We start from the raw sequence: 10,378 nt of genomic DNA on the forward strand, positions 1-10,378 counted from the left end.
ACGTTCGCACCCGAGTTGACCATGTCGTCTTTCAGACCGACATAGGCACAAGCAAGCTTGTCGCGCATGATACCGGCCGAGATCATGATCCAGGGGCCATGACAGAGACCCGCGACGACCTTGCCCGCGTCATACATCGACTTTACGAAAGACTTGACGCGCGCGTCCTGCCTTACCCGGTCGGGAGCTTCGTGGCCGCCTGTCAGGATGACTGCATCGAAATGTTCGACAACCAGGTCGTCGAACGAGATGTTATCGAGCGACCTCTTGTCCATGGGCACCGTAATGCCGTACTTGCCGGTGACCGGCGCACCGTCTTTGGTCGCGATGCGTACGTCGTCGCCCTCTTCGATGGTACGATAGTATGTATAGACGATATCATGATCCTGAAATCCAGGCCCAGTGATGATGACGAACTTACGACCATTGGACATTGATATTCTCCATTTTATCTATGATGTTTGGTTGGCAGCCTTCACCCTGATGACGAATTCAGGATGGGAAAATGGCCAAGAATGTATGTTTCCGTTGGACTTTGTCGTGCCCTTTGGGATTCATTAGACGAATACGGCCATCAACGTGATGGCGCAGATCCAAGGAGACGACAGATATCGGATCTTCGAGCAGAGGGGCGTAAATTTCCTCGAAAAGCTGAAATCGGAACTTGCACTCCGTATCCTGTCGCCGCATGAACCGTCCCGGACCGAGCTGCTCCATCGGCTCGATCCCGGTTTCAGCGTCGTCGTCTCCCTCATACGGAGCAAGTTTTCGGCCATAGGGATCCGAGATACGCAGCAGATCGAATTTATTGCGCGGATTCTCGACCTCCACGAGATGGAGTGCGTTACCGCGACCTGCCGCCGTCTGATGAAATACTCCACGAGGAATGTAGACGTGCGACCCAGGGGTCACATAGTGAACCGCCCCATCGATGAACGTTGTGGTACCTGTCCCGCCGAGACACAGAAGCACAGTATCCTTGTGCAAATGGCAATGCATCGACGTCGTCTGGGCCGGATCAATTCGTAACTTCCACACGTCATAAATAGAGTCGCAATATACGCGATATTCGTGCCCCCATGGCTTTTTGATGAAATCGTTCAAATATGTGTCTTCTTCGAATTTTTCACTGCCGTTGGTCTGTCGCGCCAACGTATAGCGAATGGCATACATGTCTTGGGAGCATGCCGTTTTTACAACTTGCTGCATGACTTTCTCCGCTTCGGGCAAGATCGAAGTACGAATCAAACACTTTGGCCTACAAGCTATCTGTATACGGATCGGTACGTATTTGCCGGTAATAGATTTTTTGAGGGTGAGGTATCATTTTTCTTATTTCGCTCCGCTCCGTCCTGGTGTCACGACGCATGGAGTGCTCGATTACCCGAAGCAAGATAAGGACAAATCACATTGTAATGCCCGATTGCCGCGAACGGGAAAACTCCCAATCCACTCCATGAGTATTCTGGACGAGACCCGATATTCCCTTTCCCAAATGACTGTCCAAAGTTGGAGTCCAAGGAACCAGTTGGAATCCAAGCTCATTGTCGATCATCGCGTATCGTCCAGATGCAAGCGTGATGCGCTGGCGATAGACACCTGCCACGTTGTCACCCGGCGCGACCGGGTTGAATGTCTTGTCCTCCTGCAGCGCAAACTTTTCCCCCGCAGCCCTTACCTCGCGCTCACGCAGCGTGGACAGCAAGCCACGCTCGAATCTGACACGTTCCCCGTCCCGTTGTGCGAGCCCTTCCCGCACGAGATGATCCGCACGCCGGTGCATTGCATTGCGCACCTCCGCCCCGAAGCCACCACCCAGTTCAGGCGGTTCCTTCGCGACGGCTTGGCGGTCCAGCCATGTGGCTCCCTGCGCCTCTATCTGCTGTTCCAAGGTGAAGTCCGACCTCACCGCCAGCGCGACCCGCTTTTTTCCCTTCGCGTCCTCGAAACGGCGCAATTCGACGATCGCCCCCCTCGGGGCGTCCGTCGTTGCTTCCAGGCTGGGGAAGTGAACGTGATGTGTACGCCCGTCGATCCCATCCACCACCGCGAAAGCCGTGCCCTTCAGTTCATCGTCAAGCCCGCGCCCGACCAGCCTGCCGATGACGGGATGCTCCGTTTCCTCGCTCGCCAGCAGCCACGAAGATTGCGGCCGTTCCACACCCTGCTCGGCAAGACCACGGTGAATCCGCTTGATGATGTCGTTGCGTTGCCCCATCTCGCGCAATGTCGCCTCGGCGTGCTCTTCCAGCGCCCAGCGGCCCGGTTCGATCTGCCGCACCAGCCCCAGTCCTTCCAGACGCCGGAGACGGCCGACCTTGAGCACCTCGAACGTGTCGGGCCGTCGATCCGGTGAGGGACGCATGTCAATGAGTCCATGTTCGCCCGCATCGCGCTGAATCTGCCGATCAAGCTGCGTCCAGCGATCCGCCTCGACCTGACGCTCGACGGCGCGCCGGATCTCGACATCGTTGCGGATCCCAAGTTCGCGGGTCACGAGTTCCTGCGCACGCCCCCGCATGCCTTCGCGGATGTAATCGCGCGCGATCACCAGGTCCTCGCCGTCTTGGGCCTTGCCCCGCACGATGACATGAATGTGGGGATGCTCGGTGTTCCAGTGATCGACGGCCGCCCAGTCGAGCTTCGTGCCAAGATCGTGCTCTGCCTGCATCATCAGGTCGCGCGTGAAGCGCTTCAGATCCTGCATCTCCACCGCATCGTCGGGCGAGACGATGAACCGGAAATGATGACGATCATCGGCGCAACGCTCGGCGAAGGCTTTGGGATCGACCTCGTCCTGCTCCTGGCCGAACAGCTTCGCCTTCTCGCCATCCTGCGTGACACCCTCGCGCCGCAGATACCGGAGATGCGGAGTCAGCGGTGCGGTGCGCGGTCCATGCTTCACCACGCGTGCCTTGATGACCACCCCCCGCGAGCGACTGGTGAGGAAACGGTTGGCATGAGCGCTCGCCACACGGCCGCGCCCGAAGGTCGAGCGACCACCACCGCCCTGCCTCCCTCGTCCCATGCCCCCCGCCCGCTGAGTGGCCGCCAGCGCCTGGGCAATGAAGGGCCGTGCCCGCTGGGCGCCGGGCGAGCGGATGCGACCCGGTCGAACCCGGAAATCGTCGTCTTTTGTCATGGAACCCCCCGCGAGGTGTGCAAAATGGCCGGAAACCGCCAGAAACGGGGAGAAGCAGGCTTCAGAGCGGTCCGCACCTCGCAGAGGGGACCAGAAATCCGCAGAAATCCGCCACAAAACCACCCCCAACCGAGACGCACATCGCGGCTTTTATCCTGCCTATACGCAACCCCCTCCCCCAGCGTCCTTCTGTGCCCATCCAAACCCGGACGCGGCAACGAGACAGGAGCCAGCATGCACCATGCCGTCATGGTCCATCCCTCCAGCCGACCGAAACGAAGAGGTCCGATGGTGAAGCCGGTGGGACGAGGCTCACTCCGGTCGTCATCGTCCCACTCGTTGAAGCCCACACAGGACCGACGAACAGCTTCTCGGTGGAAATGTGCGAGACTGGCGAAGCCTTCGGCAGTTGACGAAGAAATGTCGAAACAGCGTTGTCCCCCATCCGTCGTGCGACCGCAGTCACGTAAGCCCGCGTCTCGTCGGGCAGCGGTCGACCGGTCGCCAGATGCTCGTCATAGCGTCCGGGACCGGCGTTATAGGCGGCCAGAAACCCGGCGTCCCCGTAGCGGTCGTGCAGCCAGCGCAGATAGGCGGCGCCGGCGACGATGTTGTCATGCGGGTCGAAAGGATCGGCACCGAGATTGAGGGCACGGCGCGTATCCATGACGGTGGGATAGCAGCCTGACGAGCCGCCTCCCTTACCAGTGCGTCGAGATCCTGTGCATGGACCGGAACCGGCGAGAGCGCCAGCGCGAGCCCGAACCGGGCAACCGTCAGGGTGCCCCATCGAGAGAAAGCCGGTCTCGACATCACAGATCCTCCGGCATGAGCATGTCCAGCAGTGGATCATCCGGGTGACATTTCGGCGGCGAGAGGGAGAGTTGTGGCAGGACGAACTTCCGTCGCCACGACTCCCATGCCCGGGTCACGGCTCCGATGCCGGGGTAGAGATCGTCCAGCACGTCGTCGGGTCGGGCGCCCAGCAACTCGAACGCCCAGTGGCACACCGCCTCGAGCTTCGCTCCGGTCAGTCCCCGACGCAGGGTGATGCTCTCCTGAATCCAGTCCCGCATCACCAGGCGACGGCTGACGACAGGACGCCGCGCCGCCTTGATGATGACCGGCTCCCACGCATAGGCGACCGGGACATTGCGCTTGAAGGCGGCGAAGCCCTTGACCCAAACCATCCAGCGCGCACCGGTGTCCATGACGAGAGGGGCCAGCGTAGCGATCGACGCCGGTGTCGCGGCGGCATGCAACACCCAGTCGTCATAGGTCGCATCGAGATGTCGGACGAGTGCTGCGTGATCGACTTCGCCCGCGTAGTCCGGCTGTCCGCGATAGAGGTGGGCGCAGTTCACGTAGGGCGGGTCGGCATAGCCGAGCCGGAGACGGGCGAGCGTCATTCCCGGCCTCCCTGACGCCTGGCGGCGCGCGTCCAGACGAGGTTCCAGACGCGTCCGCCACGACCGGCCTGAAACAGGGTGGCGCGGATCGGCTGGGTAAATGAAGGATCATCCAGCAGCACCGAGACATATTCACCAGCGCGTTCCCCGGTACGGGTCCACCCTGCCCCGATCTCCGGTGCTTCGGCATTGTCGCCGAGATGGATGCGATAGTCGGGCCCGTGCTCCGCGTCCGCGTTCTCGGCCCGAACGAAGGTCAGTTCCGCGTCAAGGGCGAGTGTGCGCAGGCGGCCGGCAAAGCCGCTCGCCGTGCGCGTGAAGACACCGATCTGGGTCATGGGTTGAGGGCTTTCCTATGGGGATTGTGAGACGGGTGGCGGCGTCATGGCGTCGCCCGTCCGCAGGTAAACCGGAGTGGCGCGACCGATCACGGTGTCGGCCGAGAGGACGCCGAAATAGCGTCCGTCGAGACTGGCCCGGACCGCCGGGTTCATGACGAAGACCTGCCCCGGCGCGAGATGCTGGCACCCCCGCCACGCCGGTAGCGGACGCCCCTGATGGTCGAGGGCTTTGGCATCACCAACCACCTTTCCGTCGATGGTGACACGCAGGCCGGCGCGACAGACGGTCTGACCGGCGAGTGCTGCAACCGGCTTGAGCAGCGGCACGCCGAAGGGCAGATAGCCGCGCGTCGCCAGCAGCGTCGCGTCGCGCTCGGGCAGATGCAACGCCACGATGTCGCCGACGCGCAGAGCGGCCGTCGGCGTGACTCGATACAGCCCGACCGGCACGCTGGCGGTGGCGTTCCACATCCAGTGTGGCGTGGGCGAGATACCGGTCGTTGCCAGTGTCGTGAGTGCTGCGAAATAGGTGGAGAACAACCAGCCGCGCCGGGTCATGACGCGGTTCTCCGCCAGAGCCACGCCTCATGGCGGGCGCGACAGTAAAGAGGGGGCGGCAGCCCGGCCCGCAGTCGCGCGTCAAGATCGCGCCAGTAATCCGGGCAGACGGGGCGGGGATCGAGCCCCTGCCGTTCGATGCGGGTGATCGTGTCGAGCACCGCGCGAACCGGTCCGTCGCCGGTCTGACGCAGCAGCCGGTCGGCGGCCCCCGTGATCCACGGCAGAACGGCACATGGCTCGGCCGGCGGCATGGCTCGCACAATGTCGATGGACACCGTGACGGCGCCCGTATCGCCGGCAAGCCAGCGCATCAGGGCGAACACGTCGCCCGGCGCGAAGATGACGCGGCGGCGGTAGCGGTCGATCGCGACGCTGGTTTCGGGGGTACCGAAGCGGAGCCAATGTTCGATGCGGGTCTCGATCCAGACCAGTTCGAGCTGCGCGCCGACGGGGGAGCGAAGATCGTTCATGACGGTTCTCCGACGGGAAAGGGAAGGATGGCGGCGAGGCGCTCACGGGCGCGCCGCGCCATGTCCGGGTCGATTTCGCAACCGACATAGCGGCGGCCGGCCAGCCGGCAGGCGACGCCGGCCGCGCCGGACCCGGCGAACCAGTCGCCGACGAGGCCGTCAGGCGGGCAGCTCACGCGCACCAGCAGGTCGAGCAGCGGCACCGGCTTTTCGGTGGGATGGATGGCGCGGCCATGAACGTTCTGGAAACGCTGCACGGAGCGGGCGAGCCGCGGGCCGCCCTCGAGGCTGCGATAGGTGCTGGCCGCAATGACGCCGGTGTGCGGCGGGCGGCGCTTGCGGCGCACCGTCCGCGCCCGGGCGTCGTCCGTCATGGCCACTGCGTTGTAGATGTCCTGCCAGCGGGCGGTCGCGGGATAGAACTGCACGACCAGTTCATGGACGCGCCGGAAGCGGTCGGCGTGAAACACGCTGCCGTTCTGCTTCTCCCAGACGATCTCCTGCGCGTGCCGCAGCCGGGCGGCCCGAAGTCCGTCCTGGTCGCCATGAAGCTGCGCAGGGAACCGAACACCCACAGCGAACCGGACGGCGTGAGGGCGTGTGCCGCCAGCGGCAGCCAGCCCTCGACCCGCCGATCCCACGACAGGGAGGTTTCGCCGTAGGGCGGGTGCGAGGATCAGGTCATACGGCCCCTGCGCCGGCATGAGGTCGCGACAGTCGCCGCAGAGCAGCGTCATGACGATGTCTCCGCAGCGCCCTGCCCGCGTCGTCCGCTCAGGTGGCGGCCACGGCTCTGACGAGGTGGAACAGGAGACGGGAAAAACGGACCGTTCCCGATATTGGTTCGGCGTATGTCGCAGCCCTGCGGCGCGAAGAAGATCGCACGCCATGGGCCATGCATTGGGTCGCGCGCGGTACACATGTACAAAGAGAGTCTATTTAGACTCTTTAGAGAGAGACGATTTGTCATTGTTTTCCAGTCCCTTATCGATGGTTTTCGCACGCGATAGGCGTGGATTCACTGGTCGATAGGCGTGTCCGCACAAAATTATCGACAGGGATATCAACAGACTTATCCACAGACGCATCGAGAGCGGGCCGCAGGCGCACCCGTTCCGGCCAGTTCAGATCGGACAGTTCGATGCGATAACCGGGAAGCGGGTTGCTGCGGGCTATGCGCCGGAGGATCGCCACGAACGCTGTGAGCGTCTGGGTAATTCCTGTCTTGCGGTGCAGATGGGCGACCTCGAAAACCCACCCGTCACGTTGCCGTCCAGCATGGCGGCGTGCGATCAGGTAGAGCAGTCGTTCGAGACCGCTCGTGAGGGTAAAATACGCCGGGTCGAGCGCGAGCACGGCCCTTGGCGTGAGAACCGCTTCGCGCAGCCAGCCGGCGAGACGAATCTGGACGAAGCCGGCGGAGATCCGCCAGTCTTCGATCCACGGCGCGCCGGTCTGCTCATCAGTCCATTCTGACGCGCTCATGACGACATTGGTCCGGCTGAGGCGTTCGAGCCCGTCTGGCAGACGCTCGTAATACCCACCCGAGACGTCCCGCCCCGGAAAGCCGAGGATCTCATACCGTGTGGCCTGTAGGACTGTCGGGATCGAGGCGCCGCAACGCTGCGCCGCGATCATCGTCGATGTTGCCCAGATCAGGATGTCGGCATCCCATATGGTCGCAAGCGCTATCGGAGACGAAACGAGGATGTTCTGACTGCCCTGCCTGAAGCGCAGCGGGGCGTGACGGCGTCCCTTCCCCAACGCGAAGAACGCGTTGGACATGAACAGACGGGGCATGCAGGGGGTCATGATCGCCCCTTTCCGCGCCGTGCGACACCCGCGCGCATGAGGATGTAATTTTTAGAGAAAATAGACTTTGAAAGGCCATTTTCGACCCATGTTTTCAGATCTCCAATTGTATAGGTGACGCGGTTACCAAGCTTGTAGAAGACAGGACCACCGCCAATTGTGCGGTATCGTTCAAGTGTTCTTGGTGAAATACCGAGCCATTCAGCAGCCTGTGGCGTTCGCAAGTGCCGGGCCGGTCTCGGTTGGGGCCTTTTCCTGACCATGACTGTTCTCCACTGAAACAGGACGTGGCGTAACGCCGCGTACCGGGGCGGAGACTGGCGAAAAAAAAGGCCGGGGGTGGTGGACGAAAACAGGGGGCTTCCCAAGGAACCGTCCACCCCATCAGCACGGCAGACAGACTATGTTCAGTGAGCGCCGCGTCGCGTTTACCGACGAGGCAAATCAGAACACCTTATGGAGAAGACTGTATGTTTTCAGCGGGGAGTGCGCGATGTCGTCTGCGGGAATGCACGACGACCATATTGCAGCAAGGCGAGGTATTCGCCGGCGGCAAGTTGCTCCCCAAGCGTCAGCAGGCGTTCGACGCGGGCACGTTGGTGAACATCTTTCCACAGAGAGCCGCTCAGGGACTTCACTTCGGGGTCCGTCAGGGCCGCGATGTCACGCGCCGTGGCGCCGGAACGTTTGGCGGTGAGCGCCTGCAAGGCGTGGGCAAGACGCCTGATTCTATAGCGTGTGGGGCGAAAGACGTTGGGCAACGGACCGCTCCTCCTGCCATACAGATGCTCGATGAAGCGGCGCAAATGATGAAGACGTACCCAACAGGATTCATCAAGAGGAATCACGACAGCGGGTCTGCCGTGGCAGTCATCAGCGATCCATAACCGCAGCGGTCCGGCCCGGTCTCCCATGATGACGTGAAGACCGTCATCGGCGGTTGCGGCACGAATGTGCGGTGTCAGGATCAGGGGTGTAAATGTGGAGGCTGAGTAGATTTCAGGGGCTCGAACCAGCGCGATGATGGCAGAGAGTGCCTCCGCCGCCCAAAGCGCAGGGGCAGCCCACGCAGGGACGGAGGGGTCAACAGGGAAATCGGAGGCCCCACTGACGTGCAAAAGCATCCAGATTGCGCTGGCGGACCGTCTCGTCTGAGTCGGAAAGTCCAGTAAATGCATGGTATCCACGCATATAATCCTGATTCAGGGAGAGGAACTCCTGCGCAAAATCAGGAAGGTCAAGCGTGAACGCCCTGTCCAGAAATCCGGGACTATACCAGTCGGGTCGTGTCTTCATCGTCGGCCAATCTCCTGTCATCACGTGGACGCGTCATCCAAAGATCAATCACAAGCAGCATCTGATCGGTTCGTGTCGGCAAACGTCCGTTGCGCCCGAACAGCGCCAGGGACGCGCTAATTGCGTCGAGAAGGGAATGTTCCGGTCACAAGATCAGCGTCAGGGGCAAGCCGCGCAAAAGAGGCCGCCCCGACGACAGCGGCACCCAACACTCCGAGGATGATCCGCATGAGCGGAGAGGAAATGCCGATCTCGGCCAATCCGGTTGTGGCGAAATATCCCGCAACAGAGGCCGGAAAACAGAAGGCCAGCACGACGGCAAGTTTGATTTCGGGACGCCGGGCCGTCGTCAGCGCTATCCGAAATAGCCATAGTACGAGACTACCAGCAATAATGGAAGGAAGAGCGGCCACCAATCCGGCACCCATGCGATATGTCCAGAAGAAGACGATCAGTCCCGCCATTGTGGGCATGACAATGGATACAAGGCTAAAGAAGACCCAACAGAGCAGTCCGATCCCCAAGACCCACGAGATGAGCCCGATGACAATCATCTCCACCTCCGGCAAACAGTACGGGACATTATAATACGTACTGTTCGGTAGTTATTCCAGAAAAAAACACGTACCCGATATGATCTGGCGGGGATGTTTTGCTCAAACAGGCTTACCAGAAGTGTTCCCCACCTATATGCATGGGACTGCCGTTCCGCCCGGCTCATTCGTCCGAGCGCCGGTGCGTCGCTGCGATCTGCGCTATGACATGCTCCAGTTCGCGCTCGATCTGCCACCGCTCGCGACGGCTCAGGTGAAAGCTGGTCAGTTCGGCGCGCAGCATCTGGATGTGGTCGTGTCGCGTGGTCATCGTCCTGCTCCTTTCGTTTCTCGAAGACAGGACGGACGGCTCATGCCGGGGCGGACCGGGTCAGGGATCGCCGTCAGGCGACCGGCTCGCCGGCGCGTGGGGGAGCCGATTTTGTCTGGTGCGCCCGGCACGGGTGCGCCGGGCAAAATTGGGGGTACCACGCGTCCTTGACGCGGTTCGCCCTCGCGCGTGGCACAATGGGAAGGCTGAGGGAAAGCCTCATGTTCCTCCTGCGTCTCACGTCGGGCGACCAGCGCTGCCGCCCGCGCCCCGGAAGAGCACGTCGGAAAAGAAGCCCCGGGAGGCCCCGCCCGGGGAGACCGGGCGGGGTTGGTGGTGGGGCGCTTACTCCCCGCTCCGGCTGCGGGGCCGGGTCCAGATGAGGGTGTAGCCTTCCCCTTCCTCGTCGGTGAACAGGTTGGCGAAGATCGGGGCGGCGAAGGAGGGATCGTCCAGCTTCAGGCTCAGATAGGTGCGGCCTTC

At 62.1% G+C, this 10,378-nt stretch carries 16 protein-coding genes; all 16 read right to left on the reverse strand.

The window, feature by feature from the left end:
- Positions 1–434 (reverse strand): DJ-1/PfpI family protein (locus F3J08_RS16185; RefSeq protein WP_166931676.1); only part of this gene is annotated, 434 nt, incomplete at its 3' end.
- Between the two features lie 58 nt (positions 435–492).
- Complete coding sequence (locus F3J08_RS16190) at positions 493–1,209, reverse strand: cupin domain-containing protein (protein WP_166931678.1); 717 nt, start codon at positions 1,207–1,209, stop codon at positions 493–495.
- A 196-nt stretch (positions 1,210–1,405) separates the two neighbouring features.
- Positions 1,406–3,142, reverse strand: coding sequence for a VirD2 family relaxase/mobilization nuclease (locus F3J08_RS16195; protein ID WP_166931681.1), 1,737 nt, complete (start codon positions 3,140–3,142; stop codon positions 1,406–1,408).
- 247 nt (positions 3,143–3,389) lie between these two features.
- Positions 3,390–3,809: a lytic transglycosylase domain-containing protein gene (locus F3J08_RS16200; RefSeq protein WP_370458758.1), complete on the reverse strand. Its 420-nt coding sequence runs from the start codon at positions 3,807–3,809 to the stop codon at positions 3,390–3,392.
- 145 nt (positions 3,810–3,954) lie between these two features.
- Complete coding sequence (locus F3J08_RS16205; RefSeq protein ID WP_166931683.1) at positions 3,955–4,551, reverse strand: hypothetical protein; 597 nt, start codon at positions 4,549–4,551, stop codon at positions 3,955–3,957.
- Positions 4,548–4,889, reverse strand: coding sequence for a DUF736 domain-containing protein (locus F3J08_RS16210; protein WP_166931686.1), 342 nt, complete (start codon positions 4,887–4,889; stop codon positions 4,548–4,550). The genes F3J08_RS16205 and F3J08_RS16210 overlap by 4 nt, the downstream gene beginning before the upstream one ends.
- A gap of 15 nt (positions 4,890–4,904) precedes the next feature.
- The gene (locus tag F3J08_RS16215; RefSeq protein ID WP_166931688.1) at positions 4,905–5,450 is read right to left on the reverse strand and encodes a S26 family signal peptidase; all 546 of its coding nucleotides are present in this window, start codon (positions 5,448–5,450) and stop codon (positions 4,905–4,907) included.
- Positions 5,447–5,923: a DUF2840 domain-containing protein gene (locus F3J08_RS16220; protein ID WP_166931691.1), complete on the reverse strand. Its 477-nt coding sequence runs from the start codon at positions 5,921–5,923 to the stop codon at positions 5,447–5,449. The genes F3J08_RS16215 and F3J08_RS16220 overlap by 4 nt, the downstream gene beginning before the upstream one ends.
- Entirely contained in the window at positions 5,920–6,660 is a 741-nt protein-coding gene (locus F3J08_RS16225; protein ID WP_240149417.1) for a site-specific DNA-methyltransferase, read from the reverse strand. The genes F3J08_RS16220 and F3J08_RS16225 overlap by 4 nt, the downstream gene beginning before the upstream one ends.
- Before the next feature lie 247 nt (positions 6,661–6,907).
- Positions 6,908–7,723, reverse strand: a complete 816-nt coding sequence (locus F3J08_RS16230; protein WP_166931693.1) for a replication initiator protein A — start codon at positions 7,721–7,723, stop codon at positions 6,908–6,910.
- Between the two features lie 8 nt (positions 7,724–7,731).
- Positions 7,732–7,998, reverse strand: a complete 267-nt coding sequence (locus F3J08_RS16235; RefSeq protein WP_166931695.1) for an AlpA family transcriptional regulator — start codon at positions 7,996–7,998, stop codon at positions 7,732–7,734.
- A 213-nt stretch (positions 7,999–8,211) separates the two neighbouring features.
- Positions 8,212–8,913 (reverse strand): DUF2285 domain-containing protein, encoded by a 702-nt coding sequence (locus tag F3J08_RS16240; RefSeq protein ID WP_240149418.1) that lies wholly within the window; start codon positions 8,911–8,913, stop codon positions 8,212–8,214.
- Positions 8,819–9,052, reverse strand: a complete 234-nt coding sequence (locus tag F3J08_RS17600) for a transcriptional regulator domain-containing protein (protein WP_370458759.1) — start codon at positions 9,050–9,052, stop codon at positions 8,819–8,821. Before F3J08_RS17600 ends, F3J08_RS16240 begins: the two co-directional genes overlap by 95 nt.
- Before the next feature lie 95 nt (positions 9,053–9,147).
- Complete coding sequence (locus F3J08_RS16245; RefSeq protein WP_166931698.1) at positions 9,148–9,585, reverse strand: hypothetical protein; 438 nt, start codon at positions 9,583–9,585, stop codon at positions 9,148–9,150.
- Positions 9,586–9,748: 163 nt separating this feature from the next.
- The gene (locus tag F3J08_RS16250) at positions 9,749–9,895 is read right to left on the reverse strand and encodes a hypothetical protein (protein ID WP_166931700.1); all 147 of its coding nucleotides are present in this window, start codon (positions 9,893–9,895) and stop codon (positions 9,749–9,751) included.
- Positions 9,896–10,240: 345 nt separating this feature from the next.
- Positions 10,241–10,378 (reverse strand): DUF736 family protein (locus tag F3J08_RS16255; protein ID WP_166931703.1); only part of this gene is annotated, 138 nt, incomplete at its 5' end.

Origin of the sequence: Asaia sp. As-1742 (assembly GCF_011753235.1) — a bacterium.
Lineage (GTDB): Bacteria > Pseudomonadota > Alphaproteobacteria > Acetobacterales > Acetobacteraceae > Asaia > Asaia bogorensis_B.

What these genes read in the sequence shown, in the direction of transcription:
- F3J08_RS17600 (WP_370458759.1), bottom strand. Translation starts at nt 9,052, where the DNA reads ATGACAGGAGATTGGCCGACGATGAAGACACGACCCGACTGGTATAGT.
- F3J08_RS16205 (WP_166931683.1), bottom strand. Translation starts at nt 4,551, where the DNA reads ATGACGCTCGCCCGTCTCCGGCTCGGCTATGCCGACCCGCCCTACGTG.
- F3J08_RS16245 (WP_166931698.1), bottom strand. Translation starts at nt 9,585, where the DNA reads ATGATTGTCATCGGGCTCATCTCGTGGGTCTTGGGGATCGGACTGCTC.
- F3J08_RS16195 (WP_166931681.1), bottom strand. Translation starts at nt 3,142, where the DNA reads ATGACAAAAGACGACGATTTCCGGGTTCGACCGGGTCGCATCCGCTCG.
- F3J08_RS16210 (WP_166931686.1), bottom strand. Translation starts at nt 4,889, where the DNA reads ATGACCCAGATCGGTGTCTTCACGCGCACGGCGAGCGGCTTTGCCGGC.
- F3J08_RS16215 (WP_166931688.1), bottom strand. Translation starts at nt 5,450, where the DNA reads ATGACCCGGCGCGGCTGGTTGTTCTCCACCTATTTCGCAGCACTCACG.
- F3J08_RS16200 (WP_370458758.1), bottom strand. Translation starts at nt 3,809, where the DNA reads ATGGATACGCGCCGTGCCCTCAATCTCGGTGCCGATCCTTTCGACCCG.
- F3J08_RS16225 (WP_240149417.1), bottom strand. Translation starts at nt 6,660, where the DNA reads ATGACGCTGCTCTGCGGCGACTGTCGCGACCTCATGCCGGCGCAGGGG.
- F3J08_RS16220 (WP_166931691.1), bottom strand. Translation starts at nt 5,923, where the DNA reads ATGAACGATCTTCGCTCCCCCGTCGGCGCGCAGCTCGAACTGGTCTGG.
- F3J08_RS16190 (WP_166931678.1), bottom strand. Translation starts at nt 1,209, where the DNA reads ATGCAGCAAGTTGTAAAAACGGCATGCTCCCAAGACATGTATGCCATT.
- F3J08_RS16230 (WP_166931693.1), bottom strand. Translation starts at nt 7,723, where the DNA reads ATGCCCCGTCTGTTCATGTCCAACGCGTTCTTCGCGTTGGGGAAGGGA.
- F3J08_RS16250 (WP_166931700.1), bottom strand. Translation starts at nt 9,895, where the DNA reads ATGACCACGCGACACGACCACATCCAGATGCTGCGCGCCGAACTGACC.
- F3J08_RS16240 (WP_240149418.1), bottom strand. Translation starts at nt 8,913, where the DNA reads ATGCATTTACTGGACTTTCCGACTCAGACGAGACGGTCCGCCAGCGCA.
- F3J08_RS16235 (WP_166931695.1), bottom strand. Translation starts at nt 7,998, where the DNA reads ATGGTCAGGAAAAGGCCCCAACCGAGACCGGCCCGGCACTTGCGAACG.